Origin of the sequence: Streptomyces sp. NPDC006365 (assembly GCF_042870755.1) — a bacterium.
Classification (GTDB): Bacteria; Actinomycetota; Actinomycetes; order Streptomycetales; family Streptomycetaceae; genus Streptomyces; species Streptomyces xiangluensis.
Map to the genome: position 1 here is coordinate 24,409 of NZ_JBIAHS010000025.1, position 19,101 is coordinate 43,509.

At 69.1% G+C, this 19,101-nt stretch carries 19 protein-coding genes, 1 tRNA gene and 2 pseudogenes; 11 read left to right on the plus strand and 11 right to left on the minus strand.

The features are described from left to right. Positions 1 to 43 precede the first annotated feature (43 nt). From ACFYO0_RS41125 to ACFYO0_RS41135, 3 genes and pseudogenes are all read left to right on the plus strand, one after another. Positions 44 to 892, plus strand: a pseudogene (locus ACFYO0_RS41125) (prolipoprotein diacylglyceryl transferase family protein). Between the two features lie 78 nt (positions 893 to 970). Continuing rightward, positions 971 to 2,236 (plus strand): Ig-like domain-containing protein, encoded by a 1,266-nt coding sequence (locus ACFYO0_RS41130; protein WP_388686637.1) that lies wholly within the window; start codon positions 971 to 973, stop codon positions 2,234 to 2,236. 148 nt (positions 2,237 to 2,384) lie between these two features. Then, on the plus strand, positions 2,385 to 2,999 hold the full coding sequence (locus ACFYO0_RS41135) for a hypothetical protein (protein WP_388686639.1): 615 nt from the start codon (positions 2,385 to 2,387) through the stop codon (positions 2,997 to 2,999). A 398-nt stretch (positions 3,000 to 3,397) separates the two neighbouring features. Here ACFYO0_RS41135 and ACFYO0_RS41140 read toward each other — a convergent pair. Next, positions 3,398 to 3,471 (minus strand) — tRNA-Pro (locus tag ACFYO0_RS41140). Positions 3,472 to 3,570: 99 nt separating this feature from the next. On the opposite strand from ACFYO0_RS41140, the gene ACFYO0_RS41145 reads away from it, so the two are divergent. Then, the gene (locus ACFYO0_RS41145; RefSeq protein WP_388686640.1) at positions 3,571 to 4,083 is read left to right on the plus strand and encodes a DUF309 domain-containing protein; all 513 of its coding nucleotides are present in this window, start codon (positions 3,571 to 3,573) and stop codon (positions 4,081 to 4,083) included. An 81-nt stretch (positions 4,084 to 4,164) separates the two neighbouring features. Continuing rightward, entirely contained in the window at positions 4,165 to 4,935 is a 771-nt protein-coding gene (gene cobF / locus ACFYO0_RS41150) for a precorrin-6A synthase (deacetylating) (RefSeq protein WP_388686642.1), read from the plus strand. 91 nt (positions 4,936 to 5,026) lie between these two features. On the opposite strand, the gene ACFYO0_RS41155 is transcribed toward cobF, so the two are convergent. Further along, positions 5,027 to 5,803, minus strand: a complete 777-nt coding sequence (locus tag ACFYO0_RS41155) for a cobalt-precorrin-6A reductase (protein WP_388686643.1) — start codon at positions 5,801 to 5,803, stop codon at positions 5,027 to 5,029. A 97-nt stretch (positions 5,804 to 5,900) separates the two neighbouring features. Beyond that, entirely contained in the window at positions 5,901 to 6,674 is a 774-nt protein-coding gene (locus tag ACFYO0_RS41160; protein ID WP_388686644.1) for a sulfite exporter TauE/SafE family protein, read from the minus strand. A 178-nt stretch (positions 6,675 to 6,852) separates the two neighbouring features. On the opposite strand from ACFYO0_RS41160, the gene ACFYO0_RS41165 reads away from it, so the two are divergent. The 6 genes and pseudogenes from ACFYO0_RS41165 to ACFYO0_RS41190 all read left to right on the plus strand — a co-directional run. After that, on the plus strand, positions 6,853 to 7,662 hold the full coding sequence (locus ACFYO0_RS41165; protein ID WP_388686646.1) for an alpha/beta hydrolase: 810 nt from the start codon (positions 6,853 to 6,855) through the stop codon (positions 7,660 to 7,662). 134 nt (positions 7,663 to 7,796) lie between these two features. Further along, complete coding sequence (locus tag ACFYO0_RS41170) at positions 7,797 to 8,099, plus strand: WhiB family transcriptional regulator (RefSeq protein WP_388686648.1); 303 nt, start codon at positions 7,797 to 7,799, stop codon at positions 8,097 to 8,099. Then, the gene (locus tag ACFYO0_RS41175) at positions 8,096 to 8,575 is read left to right on the plus strand and encodes a Dps family protein (RefSeq protein ID WP_388686649.1); all 480 of its coding nucleotides are present in this window, start codon (positions 8,096 to 8,098) and stop codon (positions 8,573 to 8,575) included. Before ACFYO0_RS41170 ends, ACFYO0_RS41175 begins: the two co-directional genes overlap by 4 nt. A gap of 52 nt (positions 8,576 to 8,627) precedes the next feature. After that, the gene (locus ACFYO0_RS41180) at positions 8,628 to 8,975 is read left to right on the plus strand and encodes a DUF3140 domain-containing protein (protein WP_388686651.1); all 348 of its coding nucleotides are present in this window, start codon (positions 8,628 to 8,630) and stop codon (positions 8,973 to 8,975) included. Between the two features lie 2 nt (positions 8,976 to 8,977). Then, positions 8,978 to 9,658, plus strand: coding sequence for an endonuclease (locus ACFYO0_RS41185; RefSeq protein ID WP_388686652.1), 681 nt, complete (start codon positions 8,978 to 8,980; stop codon positions 9,656 to 9,658). A gap of 102 nt (positions 9,659 to 9,760) precedes the next feature. Then, positions 9,761 to 9,835, plus strand: a pseudogene (locus tag ACFYO0_RS41190) (SAM-dependent methyltransferase); the annotation flags it as partial. Between the two features lie 23 nt (positions 9,836 to 9,858). Here the strand turns inward: ACFYO0_RS41190 and ACFYO0_RS41195 are convergent. From ACFYO0_RS41195 to ACFYO0_RS41230, 8 genes are all read right to left on the minus strand, one after another. Then, a complete protein-coding gene (locus tag ACFYO0_RS41195; protein ID WP_388686654.1) occupies positions 9,859 to 10,542 on the minus strand; it encodes an SDR family NAD(P)-dependent oxidoreductase in 684 nt (227 codons plus the stop codon). Next, entirely contained in the window at positions 10,539 to 11,444 is a 906-nt protein-coding gene (locus tag ACFYO0_RS41200) for a cupin domain-containing protein (protein WP_388686655.1), read from the minus strand. The genes ACFYO0_RS41195 and ACFYO0_RS41200 overlap by 4 nt, the downstream gene beginning before the upstream one ends. A 28-nt stretch (positions 11,445 to 11,472) precedes the next feature. Then, complete coding sequence (locus ACFYO0_RS41205) at positions 11,473 to 12,837, minus strand: amidohydrolase family protein (RefSeq protein WP_388686656.1); 1,365 nt, start codon at positions 12,835 to 12,837, stop codon at positions 11,473 to 11,475. Positions 12,838 to 12,859: 22 nt separating this feature from the next. Further along, complete coding sequence (locus ACFYO0_RS41210) at positions 12,860 to 13,840, minus strand: alpha-ketoacid dehydrogenase subunit beta (protein ID WP_388686657.1); 981 nt, start codon at positions 13,838 to 13,840, stop codon at positions 12,860 to 12,862. Then, complete coding sequence (locus tag ACFYO0_RS41215; RefSeq protein WP_388686658.1) at positions 13,828 to 14,823, minus strand: thiamine pyrophosphate-dependent dehydrogenase E1 component subunit alpha; 996 nt, start codon at positions 14,821 to 14,823, stop codon at positions 13,828 to 13,830. Before ACFYO0_RS41215 ends, ACFYO0_RS41210 begins: the two co-directional genes overlap by 13 nt. Then, positions 14,820 to 16,157, minus strand: a complete 1,338-nt coding sequence (locus tag ACFYO0_RS41220) for a M24 family metallopeptidase (protein ID WP_388686660.1) — start codon at positions 16,155 to 16,157, stop codon at positions 14,820 to 14,822. Before ACFYO0_RS41220 ends, ACFYO0_RS41215 begins: the two co-directional genes overlap by 4 nt. Before the next feature lie 42 nt (positions 16,158 to 16,199). Further along, positions 16,200 to 16,877, minus strand: a complete 678-nt coding sequence (locus tag ACFYO0_RS41225; RefSeq protein WP_388686661.1) for a helix-turn-helix domain-containing protein — start codon at positions 16,875 to 16,877, stop codon at positions 16,200 to 16,202. Between the two features lie 104 nt (positions 16,878 to 16,981). Continuing rightward, positions 16,982 to 19,057, minus strand: coding sequence for a pectinesterase family protein (locus ACFYO0_RS41230; protein ID WP_388686663.1), 2,076 nt, complete (start codon positions 19,055 to 19,057; stop codon positions 16,982 to 16,984). Positions 19,058 to 19,101: the final 44 nt, after the last annotated feature.

Below are 19,101 nucleotides of genomic sequence, written 5' to 3' on the forward strand. Positions count from 1 at the left end.
ACTACTCACTAAGCTACTCAGCTGAATCTCCTATGGTGCAGGTATGGAACTCGCCGCACTGCCCAGCCCTTCGACCGGAGTCCTGCACCTGGGCCCCGTCCCCCTGAGGGCCTACGTCTTCTGCATCATCCCGGGCGCCTCCATCGCCGTCTGGCTCGGCACGCGCCGCTCGGTGGCTCGCGGCGGCAACAAGGAGACGATCGCGGACATCGCCATCTGAGCGGTGCCCTTCGGGCTCGTCGGCGGCCGCCTATACCACGTGATCACCAGCCCGGACGCATACTTCGGTGCGGGCGGCGAGCCCATCAAGGCCCTGTACATCCGGGAGGGCGGCCTCGGCATCTGGGGCGCCATCGCGCTGGGCGGCCTGGGTGCCTGGATCGGGTGCCGTCGGCACGGGGGTCCGTTCCCCGCGTACGCGGACGTTGTCGCACCCGGCATCGCGCTCGCGCAGGCCATCGGGCGGTGGGGTAACTGGTTCAACCAGGAGCTCTTCGGGCGCCCGACCTCCCTCCCCTGGGGACTGGAGATCTCTCCCGACGAGCAGCCCGAAGGCTACGCGGACATCGCGACGTTCCATCCCACCTCTACGAGTCACTGTGGCGGCGTCGCGGTACTGGCCGTCTGGGCGAGCGCGCGCTTCGCGCTCGGGCACGAGCGGACCTTCGCGCTCTACGTGGCCGCGTACACCGTCGGCCGGTTCTGGATCGAGTACCTGCGGATCGACGAGGCGCACCAGTTCCTGGGCCTGCGGCTGAACGACTGGACCTCGATCGTGGTGTTCGTCGGCGCCGATCTTGGGCTACGAATATATTTCGTAGTAGTGCGCCATCTTCTTGATCTCGAGGGCCGCAACCATTCGGTCGAGTCGGCGCCACAGGGGGCCACCTGAATCACGAGCCCCGACAGCGGGAACCGAGCACCCCCGGCACTCGTCTACTAAATCACTTAGCTACATCTTGGATGGAGAATGACTGTGCAAGACAGCCGACGGGAGCACATGGCGCCCGCAGAGCGACGGCCTCGGCGCAGGCGGCTGGGATTCGCGGCGCTCGCCCTGGCCGGGGTCGTGACTCTGGCCGCCTGCAGCCAGACCGCCAATGGCGCCTCGAAGGAATCACCGGCCTCGGATTCGAAGCCCGGGGCAGAGGTGGGCGCGGATTCCGGCAAGAACGGGTCGGCTGCCGTCACGGTTTCTCCCGCCACCGACGACAAGGACGTCATACCCGGTGAGCCGCTCACGGTGAAGGCGAGCGACGGGAAGCTGGCGTCGGTCACGGTCACCGCCGGCGACGGCAAGACCCTCGACGGCGCACTGTCCTCCGACGGCACCTCCTGGACCTCGTCCCACGCCACCGGATACGGCACCGCCTACACACTCAAGGCCCAACTCGCCGCCCCCGACGGCGAAAAGACGACCCGCACCAGCAGCTTCACGACGCTCAGCAAGGACGAGATCTTCGTCGGCACCTATAACGTCAACAAGGGCGCCACCGTCGGCGTCGCCCTCCCGGTCTCGATCGTCTTCAACAAGGCGATCCACGACAAGGCGGCGGTGGAGCGCAAGCTCAGCGTCACCTCTTCCCCGGCCGTCGAGGGCGCGTGGAGCTGGATGAAGGACCGGGACGGCAAGGACCGGGTCGACTACCGGCCCAAGGAGTACTGGAAGTCCGGCACGAAGGTGAAGCTGCGGATGGACCTGGTCGGCGTGAAGAACGGCGACCTGGTCGGCACGCAGAAGCGCGAGATCGACTTCACCATCGGCAAGTCCGTCGTCAGCACGGTGGACGTGGTCAAGAAGACGATGACCGTGGCCGAGAACGGCAAGGTCGTGAAGACCCTTCCGGTCTCCACGGGCAAGAAGACCTTCGAGACGTGGAACGGCACCATGGTGGTACTGAGTAAGGTCCCGACGATCCGGATGAACTCCGCCACGGTCGGCATCTTCGGCCCCGAGGCGTATGACCTGGGCGCCGTCAAGTGGGACGTCCAGCTCACCCCCTCGGGCACCTACGCCCACGCCGCCCCGTGGAACGAGGGCAAGTTCGGCAAGGTCAACGCCAGCCACGGCTGCATCGGCCTGAGCACCGCCAACGCCAAGTGGTTCTACGACCGGGTGAACTACGGCGACCCTGTGACCGTCGTCAAGTCCACGGACACCGTGGACGTGAACAACGGCTACGGCGCCTGGAACGTCGACTGGGAGTCCTGGAAGAAGGGCAGTGCGCTGGCCTGACCACCACGCACCCGACGAGAGCCCTGCCCGACGGCCGTGTGCCGTCGGGCAAGGCTTTGTGATGTGAGGCGTCCGTGGCTGAACAGTCCACTGAGATCCGACGTACTAAGTGAGTAAGTAGAAACAGGGCTCAGTGAAGGGAACCTCCGTGATCCGGCAACGTGTTGTCCTGGCCGCAGCTGCAGGCGTCACCTCCGCACTCCTCCTGGCCGCATGCGGCAGCTCGGGGGACAGTTCCTCCAGTACGGACTCCGGCGCCGCCGGGCCCGCGTCCTCCGCCCCGGCCGGCAGCGGTGATGCGGACGGCATGGGCATGCCCACCACCTCCATGCTGATGACCGAGGAGATGGAGGGCATGGGCACCTTCGTCACCGACGACAAGGGGATGACCCTCTATCGCTACGAGATGGACCAGGCGTCCCCGTCCAAGTCGATGTGTACCGGCGACTGTGCAAAGACCTGGATGCCGGTCATGGCACAGGACTCTGTGAAGGCGATGGGCGTAGAGCAGAACCTCGTCGGCTCGGTGGACCGCTCGGACGGAATGAAGCAGCTCACCCTCGCCGGTCGGCCGCTGTACCGCTACATGGGCGATGCCAAGGCTGGCGAGATGAAGGGCCAAGCCAAGGACAGCAAGTGGTACGCGGTCACGCCCGGCGGTGAGAAGGCCGCGATGTCCTCGGACGGCTCCGGTTCGTCCGACGGCACATCGGGTGGGTCCGGTTCGTCCGGCGACACGGAGGGCATGCCAGGTATGTCCTGACGCTCAGCAGTGCTGCGCCGGATCCGTCGGCCGGGCCGTGGCACCGTCGCCGAGCAGCACGTGGTCCAGGCACTGATTGGTACGGCTGTCCGGATGCGCGTGGTCGTACGCGGCTGCGGTGGAGACCGCGAGGACGGCAACCCAGCTGTCGGACCGGGCGAGGAGTAGCCGCTTGTCGGCGCCCGGGCCGTCGGTCAGTACGTACTCGTGGAGGTCTTCTGGAATCGCGGACAGGTCGTCGACAGCCCCGCAGTGATCTTGTCCAGGTCCAGCAGCGGCATCCTCGCAAACCTCCGAGTAAAGGCGCCTATGAGCGGCATGCTCAACCTCGAAGCCCGAATGCGACCCATACGAAAAGGGCCCCCACAGGCTCTCGCCTGCGAAGACCCTTCGCACTGTCGGGACGACAGGATTTGAACCTGCGACCCCTTGACCCCCAGTCAAGTGCGCTACCAAGCTGCGCCACGTCCCGATGCGACCGTCGCGGTGAACCGCGTGATCGCGCGTAGAGCACTTTACCTCACGTCGCGGCGTGCTCCGAAGTGGGCGTGGGACGGGGGACAATCGGGGTATGGATAGTGCTTCTGACGACGGACGGGACCGAGATGCCGAGGGGCGGGCGCGCAGTGCGCGGCCGCGGGACGGGCTCGGGCGGCCGTTGCCGTACGGGGCCGACGGGGTGGAGCGGCAGCCTGAAGGGGTCGTACGTACGCCCGAGGAGACCGTCGACGAGGCGCAGGCGCTGTTGGAGGCGGGGAAGCCGTTCCATGCGCACGAGGTCTTCGAGGACGCCTGGAAGTCGGGACCGGAGGAGGAACGGGCCCTGTGGCGCGGACTGGCCCAGCTCGCGGTGGGGCTCACGCATGCGGCTCGCGGGAACCTCACGGGTGGGGCACGGCTGTTGCGGCGGGGGGCCGAGGCGGTCGAGGAGTGGGGCGTGGAGGCCGGGCAGGAGCGGCCGTACGGAATGGAACTGCCGGAACTCATCGCCTGGGCACGTGAGTTGGCCGGGGTCGTGGAGCGGGACGAGGCCGCGGTGGACGCGGAGGCGTGGGCTCCTCGGCTGCGCGGGAGCAAGGCGTAGCGGCGCAGGCCTGAAGGCCTGCCGGCCGTTCCGGTCGGGTGCGGTGATCCGAGTGTCAGTGGCGTGGGGCAGACTCGGGGTGTGCGAAAGATTCATGTCATCGGCATTGGGGCAGGCGACCCCGACCAATTGACCCTTCAGGCGGTCAAGGCCCTGCGGAGCACGGACGTGTTCTTCATCCTGGACAAGGGCGAGGTGAAGTCGGACCTCGTTCAGCTGCGCCGTGACATTCTCGACGCGCACATACCGGAGGGGACGTACCGGCTGGCGGAGGCCCGCGATCCGGAGCGGGACCGGGCCGCCGGTGGCGCGGGCTACTCCCCCGCTGTCGGGGACTGGCGCCGGGCTCGCGCCGACATCTACGAGCGCTTGATCGGCGAGGAGTTGGGCGAGGAGGAAAGCGGGGCGTTCCTGGTCTGGGGCGATCCCGCGTTGTACGACAGCACACTTGGGATCCTGGAGGAGATCCTCGAGCGGGGCGCGGTGGCCTTCGACTACGACGTCGTACCCGGCATCAGCAGCGTCTCCGCCCTCGTCGCCCGCCATCGCACGGGCCTCAATCGGGTCGCAGGACCAGTGCAGATCACGACGGGCCGACGCCTTGCCGAAGGCTTCCCCGAGGGCGTCGACGATGTCGTCGTCATGCTCGACGCCCACCAGACCTTCCAGCGGTACGCCGACCAGGACATCGACATCTACTGGGGCGCCTACATAGGCACCCCGGACGAGATCCTCGCCTCGGGCCCGCTCGCGGACACGGCGCCTCGCATCACCGAGCTCCGCTCGGAGGCTCGTGAGCGAAAGGGCTGGATCATGGACACGTACTTGCTGCGCAGGCGGCCGCGGGGGTAGGGCGGGACGGTCGCACCGGGCCCCGCCACGTGTCCCCGTCTCCCCTGTCCCATCCCCTGGGCCGGCAACAACTCACCGCACCGGCACCCCATCAGGGCCCCGTCCCCGGAAGGCCGCCCTCCAGCCAAGCCAGCACCTCGGCGACACCGGCGGCAGGCACCACCCCCTCCGGCAGCGGAGGGCGGCGTACCACCACGACCGGGACGGCCAGGGCGCGGGCGGCCGTCAGCTTGGCTGACGTCGAGGCGCCGCCGCTGTCTTTCGTCACCAGGACGTCGATTGCGTGCTCGCGTAGGAGGGTCGACTCGTCTTCCACCGTGAACGGGCCGCGGGCCAGCAGGACTTCCGTGTGGCGTGGCAGCGGCGGCTCGGGAGGCTCCACCGAGCGTACGAGGAAGTGGAGTTCGGAGAGCGGGGCGAAGGCTGCCAGGCCCAGGCGGCCCGTTGTGAGGAAGACGCGGCGGCCCAGCGACGGGAGCAGGTCGGCGGCTTCTGCGAGGGAGGTCGTCGAGTGCCAGCGGTCGCCGGGCCCTGCCTGCCAGCCGGGGCGGCGCAGGACTACGGCCGGGACACCCTCGGCCCTCGCGGCCTGCGCCGCGTTCGCCGTGATGCCCGAGGCGAAGGGATGCGTGGCGTCGACCAGTGCGTCCACGCGCTCCGCACGCAGCCACCAGGCGAGCCCTTCCGCCCCGCCGAATCCCCCGACGCGTACGTCCCCTTCGAGGGCCCCCGGCCGAGACACCCGGCCCGCGAGCGAGGTGGTCACGCGCACGCCGGGCCGGGCGGCGAGGGCCGCGGCGAGTTCGCGGGCCTCGGCCGTGCCACCCAGGACCAGGACATGGGCGCGGGCACGGGCATCCGGGGACATGCCGCCGAGCGTACGGGCCACACGAATCAGCCGAGCGTACGGGGCACAGGAATCAACGAGGAACCAGCCGGCCACAGGGATCGGCAAAACACCAGGCTCAGCGAAGCAGCAGCTGCGCCCCGCCCACCACCGTCGCCGCGATCACCAACTGCTCGAAGAGCCGCTGGTTGATGCGGTCCACAGCGAGCTTGCCGATCACGGCACCGGGGATGACGAAGGCGGCGAGGGCGGCGTCCAGCAGCAGTGAGCGGCCGTCGATCAGGCCGAGGCCCACGCTGAAGGGCACCTTGGACACGTTGACGATCAGGAAGAAGAAGGCCGAGGTCCCCAGGAAGCCGAGTTTGCGGAAGCCCGCCGAGAGGAGATACATCGACATGACGGGACCGCCCGCATTGGCGACCATCGTCGTGAAGCCGCCGAGCACACCGTACGAACGCGCCTTGATCCGGCCCGCCGGCGAGGTCACCGCCTCCGGTTCCTCCTCCGCCGTGGCCTTCCGGCGGCGCCATACCGTGACCCCGGCCATCAGCAGCAGAATCGCGCCGATCGACATCCGTACGACCTGGTCGTCCGCCCACATCAGGAACACCGTGCCGATCACCACGCCGCCCGCCACCGCCGGGAAGAGCCGCCACAGCGTGGGCCAGTGGGCGTGCCGGCGATAGGTGAGCACGGCGAGTACGTCCCCGACGATGAGCACGGGCAGCAGTACGCCGGTGGAGGCGCGGGCGGGCAGGACGGCGGCGAAGATCGCGAGGCTGACCGTGTTGGCCCCGCTCACGGCGGTCTTCGAGAAGCCGACGAGCATGGCCGCGGCGGCGAGTGCGGCGAACTCCCAGACAGAGATGTGCCAGAGCGTCATCGTGTTCATGCGGAGACTGATGCTATGCGCAGCCATCTCTCCGTGTCAGAACCGTCTCGCCAGGTGGCCCCTTGCCCGTAAGAGGCACCTCGCCAGGTGACGCCGCTGGTATCGCGCTGTGGACCGCCGCCCCGCTGCCTGGGAAGATCATCCGGAACCTTCGCCGACGTCGATGGAGGAGCGAGCCATGGCCGACTCCCGCGAGTACACCCTCACCGGCACCAGGGGCAGCATCACCACACGCGAGTGGCCACGGGAGGGGCCGCGGTATGTCGCGCTCCTGGTCCATGGCTACGGGGAGCACATCGGCCGGTACGAGTACGTGGCGGACGTACTGAACGGGCATGGCGCCGCGGTCTTCGGGCCGGACCACATGGGCCACGGGAAGTCGGCGGGCGAGCCGGTGCTGATCGAGGACTTCGAGGACGTGGTGACCGACGTCCACGCGGTGGAGCGGCTGGCCCGCGCCGCGCACCCCGGCGTGCCCGTCGTGCTGATCGGCCACTCCATGGGCGGGCTCATCGCGGCGCGGTACGCACAGCGGTACGGCGACGGTCTGGCCGCGCTCGTGCTGTCCGGGCCGGTGATCGGTGACTGGGGCGTTCCCCGGCAGCTGCTGGCGCACGACCCGATCCCCGAGGTCCCCATCGACCCGGCGACGCTTTCGCGCGACCCGGCGGTGGGCGAGGCGTACGCGGAGGATCCCCTCGTCTGGCACGGCCCGTTCAAGCGCCCGACGCTGGAAGCCTTCGTCCGCACGCTGGAGACCGTCTCCAAGAGCGGCGGCGTCGGCCCACTCCCGCTGCTGTGGCTGCACGGCGACGACGACCGCCTCGTGCCACTGCCGGCCAGCCGCGCGGGTGTCGAGGAACTGCGCGGAGCCGACTGGACCGAGCGCGTCTACCCGGGCGCACAGCACGAGGTCTTCAACGAGACGGACAAGGCCGCGGTCCTCGCGGACGTGACCGGCTTCGTGGACCGCGTGCTCGGGAACTGACCGGACGGTCGATTCGGGAAACGGACCCATCCGCGTACCCGGGAGAACGGCGAGCTGACCGGACCGCGAGCTCGGGAAGCGGGGACCCGAAAGGCACGTGTTTCCGCAGATCCGCCTTGGGCACTCGCGCCCGCATGGAGTGGTTGCTCAGAGCAGCCTGCGCGGATGAGGACCCCGAACTGTTCTTCCCCGTGGGCACGACCGGCCCGGCCCTGCAGGATGTCGAGGCCGCCAAGGAGGTCTGTGCCCGCTGCCCGGTGTCCTACCAGTGCCTGGCCTGGGCGCTCGAAACCGGACAGACCTCGGGTGTGTGGGGCGGAACGTGTGAGGAGGAACGCGCGGGACTGCTTCGTCTTGTCCGACGTCAGACCACAAGCGCCGAAGCCACGAGCCGCGAAACCAGAAGCCGCGAAACCACGAGGAGAAACGCGTCATGACTGTGGTGAAGAGCACCCTTCCCGACCCCGCACGTCAGGTGGTCGCGGACGCCCTGCAGGGCACTCTGGTGGACCTGCTGGGGCTGTCACTCATCGGCAAACAGGTCCACTGGAACATCGTGGGCCCCCGGTTCCGCACGATTCACTTCCAGCTCGACGAGGTCGTCGCCACGGCACGTTCGTACGCCGACACCGTGGCCGAACGCGCCGCGGCACTCGGCATCCCGCCCGACGGGCGGCCCGAGACCATCGCCGCGACCTGCGCCCACCAGAGCCCGAAAGAAGGCTGGGTGCAGGACACCGAGGTCGTCGGCCTGCTCATCGAGTCCCTGAACACGACCATCGGGCAGCTTCGGGAGCGGATCAACGCGACGGACGAAGCCGACCCCGTGACCCAGGACCTGCTGATCTCCCTCACGGCCGAACTCGAGAAGCACCGCTGGATGTTCCAGGCCGAGGACTGGCCACGCGACTGACCACCGCCCAGTGCATGGCCGCATACCAGCGTACGAACGAAAGGGGTACGCAATGGCCGACGCCCTCGAACTCGACGTGCTGTGGGACGAGTTCCACCGCGTGGTGAACATGACCTCGCAGGAACTGGCCGCCTGGCTGAAGGTCAGTGACGCCGACGAGGAGACCGAACCGCTGCCGGAGCACGCGGGTTCGCCCACCGGCCAGCACGTCCTGGCCATCCTCCAGAAGCGTCGCACGGACCTCACCGAGGACGACATCAGCGTGATGTACGAGGTCGTGGACACGGTCGAGGCCGAGACGGACCCCTCGCTGGAGCCCACGGCGGGGGAAGCCGCGACCCGGGAGACCGAACGCCGTCACCGGCTGATGACGCTCGGCCATGACCCGCTCAGGCCGTAGTCATGGCCAGACGAACAGACCAGGACAGCCGGGTCCTCGAGACGCTGATCGCCGAACACGGCCGTACGTTCGCCGAGGAGGCGGGCATCAAACTGCGGAACACACCGCAGCCGCTGTACCGCACCCTGGTCTTGGCCTGTCTCCTCAGCGCGCGGATCCGCGGCTCCGTCGCCCTCGCGGCCACCCGCGCCCTGTACGAGGCGGGGATGCGCGATCCGCGCCGGATGGCCGACGCGAGCTGGCAGCAGCGGGTCGACGCACTGGGCGAGGGCGGCTATCGGCGCTACGACGAGCGCACGGCGACGATGCTCGGTGAGGGCGCCGAGCTGCTGCTGGAGCGTTGGGGCGGCGATCTGCGGCGTATGCGGGACGAGGCGGACGGCGATCTCGACGAACTGCGTTCCCTGCTGCGGGAGATACCGGCTCTCGGTCCGGCCGGCGTGGACATCTTCCTGCGGGAGGTGCAGCTGGTCTGGCCCGAGGCCGCGCCCTGGCTCGACGCGAAGGCGCTCCAGGGCGCGGAGCGGCTCGGGCTGCCCAAGGAGCCGGACCACCTGGTGAAGCTCGCCGGTCACACCGAACCGGCCGTGCTGGCAGCCGCGTTGGTGCGGGCCGCGCTCGACAAGAAGGTCGTGGACGACGTTCTGCGGCGCGCGGAGAAACGGGCGAAGGACGAGGGCTGAAAGCCTGGCCCAGTTCCTCGTCGACCGGGTGGTTGTCCTTGCCGCCCAGGAATCAGTCGAGCTGAATGCCTGGGGGACCCCAGGTCAGCCACCTGGGCGGGCATCCGGCAGTTCCTCGACATCGGCACCGGCATCCCGACCGGGCCCAACCTCCACCCAGCTCGCGGCTCAGCCCCTCCTGACGAACGCAACGCGCACCGTCAACGCAGCAGCCACCCGCCGTCGACGCTCAGGTCGACCCCGTTGACCGACCGGTTGCCGAGCAGGAAGTCCACTGCGTCCACCACGTCCCGCATGGTTGCCAGCCGGCCCGTGGGCGTCCTGGTGATCAGGGCGTCGAGCGGCTTGCCCGACCAGAAGGGGCTGTCGCCGACGACCCCGGGGTGCACCGCATTGACGCGGATCGGGGCGAGCTCGGTGGCGAGGGTGCGTACGAGGCCGGTGACGCCCGCGTTGACGGTGGCGACCGTGGTCGCGCCCGGGTAGGGCCGCTCCTTGGCCTGCCCTCCGAACAGCACGATGGCACTGTCGTCGTGCAGCCTTGGCCGCAGCGTGTGCACGACCTCCGTGTAGCCGACGAGCTTGAGCGTGATCAGGCGGGTGGCTGCGTCGATGTCGTACTCCGTGACGCTGTTGTTGTCACGGGAGATCCCGACGAGGACGAGGTGGTCGACACGCCCGATATCGGTCAGCGCCGCGGCGATCTCGTGCGGCCGGGACAGGTCGAGGGCGAGGCCGAGGGACGCGCCGGTCTCCTTGGCGACGGTGGCGGCCCGGCCGGCGTCGCGCCCGGTGAGTACGACCTCGTCGCCGCTCGCCGCGCGGTGCCGGGCGAACTCCCGGCCGATCCCGGACGTACCGCCGATGACGACCACGCTGCTCATGGCTTCTCTCCCAAGGTCGAGCGCAGATAGTCCCAGTCCCTGGTGAACCGGTAGGAGTGCCGCGACGGCGGTTGCGGCGCCTGTGTCTCCAGCCAACGCACCGGTCCCGTACCGGCGTTGGCGAAGCTGTGCACACAACCGGCGCCCGCCCAGGCGGCGTCGCCCACGCCGAGCCGGTGGCGCTCGCCGTCGAAGGTGGCGTCCACGGTGCCCTCGACGATCAGATACGTCTCCTCGAAGGGGTGGTCGTGGCTGCCGGCGACGCCGTCGGGCGCGTACTGCACCATGAACATCGTCGAGGCGACCGCGCCCAGATCGCTGTCCACCATCATCTTCACGGTGATGCCGCTGTAGACGAGCAGCGCCGTCCGCATGCTGGCCGACACGGCCAGGAGGTCCTGGGACTGCTTGCCGGGGTCCATCTGGACGGCCTCGAAGTGGCCGAACGAGCGGGTGCGCGGATCGCGTACGTCGATGCGGACCGGCTCACGCGCCGGCAGCACCGGGAGCGCGGGTACCGCCTGGGTGTCGTACCCATAGCGGGCCCGCGGCACCGGCGCGAGCATGTCCGCCCAGCGCGCCACCGTGTCCCCGGCACCGCGCCAGGCGTGCGGCACGCCCGTCGGGAGCAGTCCGTAGTCGCCTTCTTCGAGCAGGTACGTGCCCTCCGGCACATCGAGGATCAGCCTTCCCGACAGCACGTGGAAGGACTCCTCGTACGCGTGCACGTGCGCGCCGATCGCTCCGTCGGGGGACAGCTCGCAGACGCCGAAACCGGTGTGCACGGCGCCGTCCGCCTCGTCGACGACCGTCCGCCGCCGGAATCCCGTACTGCTGTAAGGCAGTCGAGGCGGGACGGCGAACGTGGCGTCCGCCGCCCGCCGTACCACGAAGTGGGTCATGTCTGCCGCCACCTCCGCGTCAACTCCCCTACGCCGACTGCCTCTTCCGGTCCTCGACCGCCACGGCGAGGCGGTCGCGGGATTCCTCGACAAGGCGCCGTGCCCGCGCGGTGTCGGCGAGCAGCTTGCCGTCGCGCTTGCGGACCGTGCCGTCGACGATGACCGTGTCCACGTTGGACACGTCCGCGCACAGGGTCACCGCGGCGACCGGGTCGATGAGGGGCGCGATGTTGAGGGCCGTCGCGTCGATGGCGACGATGTCGGCGCGTTTGCCGGGGGTCAGTGAGCCGGTGCGGTGCTCGAGTCCCGCGACATGTGCGCCGTTGACGGTGGCGATCTCCAGCATCTGGCGTGCTGTCAGCATCGTTGCGGGAACGGGTGTGTCGGCCTCCCAGCACTCGGCGTTCACCCGGGCGCGCTCGCCGCCGAAGGCCGCGCGGATCTGGGTGAACATGTCGCCGGGCACGGTGGTGACCACGTCGATGCTCAGGCTCGGCCGCAGCCCGTACTCGATCGCCTTCATGACGGGCGGCCAGCCGTGCCCCATCTGCTGCTCCACCTGCGGCGCGATGGAGACCGTGCCGCCGCTGTCGGCGACCATCCGCCACTCCTCCTCGCTGAAGTAGCAGCAGTGGATGTAGGTGGTGTCGGAGCCGAGCAGCCCGAGGTCGTGCAGCTGCTTGACCATCCCGAAGCGGCCGGCCAGCCGGCCCATGCCGACGTGCACGGTGATCGGGATGTCCAGCTCGCGCGCGAGCAGCCACTCGGCCTCGACGACGTCGTTGATGCAGAATCCCGGGCCGCGGGTCGCGAGCGCCATGGTCAACAGGCCGTCATCCGACGCGAAGTGACGCTCCCTCACCCGCCGTACGTCGTCCGCCGGTATGGCGATCTTGCTGTCGAACCAGTAGTCGGCGAGCGAGGTGTTGGCGCTGCCGTACGCGTACTGGGCGCGGATCCCGGTCTCGCTCAACGCCCGTACGGCGGCGTCGGGATGCTCGGGTGTGTTGTTGATGTGCGACCAGTCGACGAGCGTGGTGATCCCGGCGTTCAGGCACTCGAGGGAGCCCGCGAGATTGCCCGCGTACACGTCCTCGGGGCCGTAGACGGGTGCGAAGGTGTCGAGGACTTCGACGAAGTAGTCGTCGAGCGTGGCGTTGGGCGCGCAGCCGCGGATCGACGCCTCCCAGGTGTGGCGGTGGGTGTCGACGAAGCCCGGCACGACGATGCGGCCGGTCATGTCCAGGACTTCGGCGTCGACTTCGGCGTCTATCTGCGCCGCGACCGCCGCGATCTTCCCGTCCTCGATCAGTACATCGCCCTCGGGCAGGTCCCCGATGCCGGGGTCCATCGAGATCACGTGGCCCGAGCGCAGAAGCATCCGACTGGTCATCGGCCTTCCTCCCTTGGTGTGTTCAGTACGCGGCGAGCCGCCGGACCGCCGTCACGACCTTGTCGACGGTGGGGATGACCTGCTCTTCGAGCGCGTCCGCGAAGGGCAGCGGCACGCACTCGGCCGCGACCCGGCGTACGGGCGCGTCGAGGAGGCCGAATCCCTCATCGGCCACGACCGATACGAGGGTGCCTCCCCATCCGCCCTGGTAGGGGTTCTCCTCGACGGTCACGAGCCGCGAGGTCTTCGCAAGGGAACCGAGCACCGTGCGCGTGTCCAGCGGCACCAGGCAGCGCAGATCGATCACCTCGGCATCGATGTCCTCCTCGGCCAGCCGTTCGGCGGCCGTCAGCGCCACGGGCACCATCGAGGCGAGGGCGACGAGCGTGACGTCGGCGCCTTCGCGTACGACGGCGGCCTGCCCCAGCTCGACGATGTGGTCAGGTGGCGCGGGCGGCCCCTTGGCCGCGAACAGTCCCTTGTGCTCGAAGAAGACCACCGGGTCGTCGCTGCGGACGGCGGCGGCCATCATGCCGATCACGTCGGCGGGCGTGGCGGGTGCCGCGATCTTCAGTCCGGGAACGGTGAACGCCCAGTTCTCGGTGGCCTGGGAGTGCTGGGCGCCGAAGCCGAGACCGCCGCCGTTGGCCGTGCGGACGACGAGCGGCACGGTGACCTGACCACCCGTCATGTACCGCACCTTGGGTATCTCGTTGGCGAGGTAGTCCCAGCAACAGGCCAGGAAGTCGGAGAACATGATCTCCGCGACGGGCCGCATCCCGGTCATCGCGGCGCCCATCGCCGCCCCGACGATGGCCTGTTCGGAGATCGGCGTGTCCCACACCCGCTCGGGCCCGAACTCCTTGTGCAGCCCGACGGTCGTCTTGAACACCCCGCCCGCCGCGCCGATGTCCTCCCCCAGGCAGACAACCGCGGGATCACGCCGCATCTCGCGTGCGATGCCCTCGGCGACCGCCTCACGGTAGGTGATCACGTCCGCCACGCCGCACCTCCGTCGGCCCATACGTCGGTCAGCGCCTCCCGCGGATCGGCCGCGGGCGCCTGCTTCGCGGCATCGACTGCCTGCTGTACGAGGTCCGTTGCGCGAGCGTCGGCCTCCGTGACCGCTTCCTCGGGCACGCCCAGTTCGGCGAGCCGCCCGCGGGCGAGATCCAGCGGGTCGTGCTTCAGCCAGCGCTCCACCTCCTCGGCCGGTCGGTAGGTGGCCGGGTCGGAGCGGCTGTGGCCGAAGTGCCGGTAGGTCTGCGCCTCCAGCAGGCTGGGCCCGTCTCCCGCACGGGCCCGGTCCGCCAGCCGTCCCACCGCCTCCTGGACGAGGACCACGTCGTTGCCGTCGACGACCTCGCCGGGGATGCCGTACGCGGGCGCACGGTCCGCCGCGGGGTTCGCCACCGCGGTGACGTCGGCGATCGGCGTGTACTCCATGTACAAGTTGTTCTCGCAGACGAACAGCACGGGCAGCTTCCATACGGCGGCCAGGTTCAGCGACTCGTGGAAGGCTCCGATGTTGGTCGCGCCGTCGCCGAAGAACGCCACGGCGATCTGTCCCGTGCCGCGCAGCCGTGCCGACCAGGCGGCGCCGACCGCCATGGGCAGGTGGGCGCCGACGATGGCGTACGAGCCGAGCATGTTGTGCGACGCCTTGGTGAGGTGCATCGAGCCGCCCTTGGCCTTGCACAGGCCGGTGGCGCGGCTCATCAGTTCGGCGAGGCATTCCTCGGGGGTGGCGCCGCGGGCCAGCGCGTGGTGGTGGCCGCGATAGGTCGCGAAGACGTAGTCGTCGTCCCGGAGGGCCGCGCTCGCGCCGACCGCGATCGCCTCGTGGCCGGAGGCGAGGTGGGTGGTGCCCTTGACGAGGCCGGCCAGGAACAGGTCGTGGGCGGCCTTCTCCGTACGCCGGATCACGGCCATCTGCTCGTAGAGCGCGAGGAGTTGACCCGCATTCGTCGAGGCGGCGCCGGTCATGACTCGCCCCTGCCCTCGGGGGTGTTGAGGTGGGACTGAGCCTCACGCCGGGTGTTGAGTGCGCCGCCGACCGTCCAGTACTTGCGGCCCGCCACGAGCAGTTCCTCCGCGGGGAACTTGGTGATCACCTCGCAGCCGTCGGCGGTGACGACGACCTCCTCCTCGATCCGCGCCGCCGACCAGCCGTCGGCGGCCGGCCAGTACGTCTCCAGCGCGAACACCATGCCCTCTTCGAGGACTTCGGGATGGTCGAGCGAGACGAGGCGGCTGAAGATGGGCTTCTCCCAGATGGACAGGCCCACCCCGTGCCCGTACTGCAAGGCGAACGCGGCCGTCTCGTCGGGGAAGCCGAACTCCTCGGCGCGCGGCCAGACCTGGACGATGTCGGCGGTGGTGGCGCCCGGCCGGACCAGGGCGATGGCCTCGTCCATGTAGGCGCGGCAGCGGACGTACGCGTCGCGCTGTGCGGCGGAGGCGCTGCCGACGGCGAACGTGCGGTAGTAGCAGGTGCGGTAGCCGAGGTGGCTGTGCAGGATGTCGAAGAAGGCCGGGTCGCCGGGGCGGATCAGACGGTCGCTGTAGACGTGCGGGTGGGGTGAACAGCGCTCCCCCGAGATGGCGTTGACGCCTTCCACGTACTCGCTACCCAGGTCGTAGAGGACCTTACTGACGAGTCCGACGCACTCGTTCTCGCGCACGCCCGGCCGCAGATAGCCGTACAACTCCTCGTACGCCGCGTCGACCATCGAGCAGGCCTGGGTGAGCAGGGAGATCTCGTCGCCGGTCTTGATGCGGCGGGCCTCCAGGAAGACCTGCTGGCCGTCGACGACGTCGATGCCCTCCTCCTTGAGGGCGTGCAGTACGGGCATTTCGGCCAGGTCGACACCCAACGGCTCACCCGCCAGGCCGTGTTCGCGCAGCATCTGGGCGATCTTGGCGGCGACGTCCTCGGCGATCCCGGCGTCCGGATGGAAGGCGCCCCTGAGGGTGGAGATACCGGCGCGGGCGCCGGTGGGCGGGCCGCCCTTGCCGTCGCTGTAGTCGAGCCAGGGGTTGTAGAGCTGGTGGTGGCGGGCTGCGGAGCCGAAGTCCCAGACGACCGGTTCGCCGCCGCGGACGAGCAGCGCGAAACGGATCAGCTTGTCCATCGCCCAGGTGCCGATATGGGTGGACGACATATAGCGGATGTTGGAGAAGTCGAAGCTGAGCAGGGCGCCCAGTTCGGAACGGTTCAGCGCGGCGTTCAGCCGGGCAAGGCGCTCCTTGCGCAGCCGGTCGAGGTCGACGCGCTCTTCCCAGTCGACGGCGTTGGGGCCGAACGTACGGATCGCCATGGCGAACCTCCCCTTCGAGTGAACGACCGCCCGAGGAGAGTGTCAAGGCATACTGAACACGAACCAGACGCCGACGGCCGGTTCGTCGCCGTCGTTGCGATAGCGGTGCGGCGTCGTGGACTCGAAGGAGACCGCGTCGCCCGGGCGGAGCGTGTACTCCTCGAAGCCGAGGGTGAGCACCAGCTCGCCGGAGACCAGGTAGCCGTACTCCGTGCCCGGGTGCCGCATAAGCCCGCCCGTGCCGGAGGAGGCGCCGCCGGGCCGGTAGGTCACCAGCAGGAAGTCGACGTCCGCGCCCGGAACACGGCCGAGCCGCTCCCATACGACACCCGAGTCGAGCTCCAGCACGTCCCGCTCCTCGGCCCTGACCAGCGGTCCGATCCGGTGGCCCGGGTCGGCGGCGAAGGCGGCGAGCGCGTGCAGGACGGTGCCGGGCGGACCGGCGGCGGGTGAGGCGGGAGCCGACACCGGCGCGGTCTCCTCCCCGTCGAAGCCGTCGAAGCCGTCGAAGCCGTCGAAAAGCGACTCGACGGGGATGGAGAGCGCGGTGGTGATCGCGTACAGCGTGCTGACCGACGGCTGGCTCTTCCCGGTCTCGATCTGCGAGATCAGGCTCGCGGACACGCCGATCTCCCGCGCCAGACCGCGCAGGCTCATGCCCCGCGCGGTGCGCGCCTGCCGGATGCGCGCACCGACGGGCGGCACGACCACTGGGGACATGGACGGCTCCTCTCGCGGGCATCGTTCGCTGCTATTGAACAGTTCCTATTGAACAGCGGGATCGAGCCGATCGGAGGGCCTGGCCGAGAACTGTCGAATCCGTCCTACGACGCGCTGGGCGTCCAGTCGCCCAGCCAGTCACCGATCTCCTGGTCGGCAGCCTGGGCATCGGTGAGCTGGGGCCGGTCGCCACTCGCGGAGCCGGAGCCGGGGCCGGTGTTCTTGTACTCGGCGAAGCGGTCGTCCTTCCACGAGAAGCCGCTCATGTCGGTCCACGGAGCGGACTTGATGGCGCTGCTCAGGGATGTGTTGCGGACCGTGGTCTGCGGATCGAGGGCGGCGTCACCGCCCGCGTGCCAGGGGCGGCCGAGGTGGAAGCCGGACGCGGACACATCGCCGTTGACCGTGCTGTTGGCGATCAGGAAGCCTTTGCGGTTGGCCGCCGTGCTGGGCGCCGTGACGTACCCTGCCGAGTCGCCGTTCCACCGCTTCTTCAGCGTGATCACCGACTTGTTGATCACCGCGCTGGCCCGGCCGAAGATGAAGTCGACGTTTCCGACGATGTAGGAGTTGTTGACGTAGACCCGGCCGAGCTTGTCCTTGGCCGCCGTGTCCAGCAGCAGCGTGTCCTGGTCGCCGGTGACGATGACCCCGTCGAGGAAGACCTTGTCGGCGTTGGTGCGCAGGGCGACGGCCTGGTGTCCGTTCAGGCTCTGGTTCCTCGCCTCGTCGAAGTCGTTGGAGATGGTGAGGTTACGGGCCTGGAAGTTGTCGGCCTCGACCGCGACGGTCGCGCTGCCGCTGGTGCCGTAGTTCCCCGAACCGTCCGGCTTCGGCGTCCCCGCGGCGTTGTTGAAGACGATCACGGTGTCCTTGCGGCTGGCACCCGTGCCCTGGAACGTCACATGCTGCTTGTCGCGCGGGACCTTGACCAGCTCGCGGTAGGTGCCGGGCTTGATGGAGATGACGACCCGTGAAGTGTTGTTCGCCGGTACGGCGTTGACGGCGGCCTGGACGCTGCTGAACTGTCCGCTGCCGTCCTTGGCGACGGTGAGCGCGGTCGCGGCGGCGTTCGTCCTCGTGCTCGCACTCGCCGTCGTACCGATGGAAGTCCGGGGACCCGCACCGGACTTGAGGAGCGCCGGGACGTCGGCCGCCTTGTCGAGGGTGTACTTGTAGAAGCTCTTCGGGTCGAAGGCTGTGCCACCGCTCTCGTTACGGCCGCTGGTGCCGGTGAAGACATTGCCGCGCTGGACCACCGCCGCGGTGCTGTCCTTGGTGACGGGGTTCTTGAGCCCCTCGAAGACGCTGTTCTCCAGCACCATCTTCGTCTTGCCGCGCGCGTAGTTGCCGTAGGACGTGGTGATGTCCGTGTTCGGCACGTCCTGCAGGTAGTTGTTGTAGAGATGCGCGTGGGCCACGTTGTCGGTGGAGGGGTTGCGCTGCTCGGTCTCGCGGAACCAGTTGTGGTGGATCGTGAGGTCGGCCGTGGTGTTCTCGGTCCAGCCGATGCCGAACGTCTTGTTGTTGTCGCTCAGCTTGTTCCAGGACACCGTCACGTTGGTGGTGTCCTTGCGGCTGTCGATCAGGCCGTCGGCCATGTGCCGCAGATCGTTGTGGTCGATCCAGACGTGGTGCGCGCCGTCCATCTGGATGGCGTCGAAGTCGTGATCCTTGTCGTTCCACTCACCGGCGTACGAATCCCGGATCGTCAGGTTCCGGATGATGACGTTGTGTACACCCTGGCCGAGGAAGAAACCGCCGCCGACGATCTGCCCGGAGGTCCCCGCCCCCACGATCGTCTTGTCCGAGGCGACCTTGATCTCCTTGCCCTTGGGGTCCATGTTGATCGTGCCGGCCACGACGATGACGTACGGCTCCTTGGCCGTCGCGTACTTCTCCAGATCGGCAAGGGTCTTCACAGTGACGGTCTTGCCGTCCCGGCCGCCGTAAGTGCCGTTCTGCCCCTGCGAGTTGACCGACGCGAAGCCGTCGGCGACGTCATCGGCCCACGCTGGGGCCGCGGTCGCCGCCGAGGCGCTGCGCTGGGCGTCCTCGCCGAACACACCCAGATCCGTGCCGTACGCCATACCCGCCGCCGCGGCCACCGCCACCGGGATCCCGATCGACAGACCGACCCTGCGCCTGCGGTGCCGCGCCTTCTGCTGCTTCGCTTCCATTATCTCAACCGCCCTGGTGACATGAAGTCGTGCATTGCCGCCAG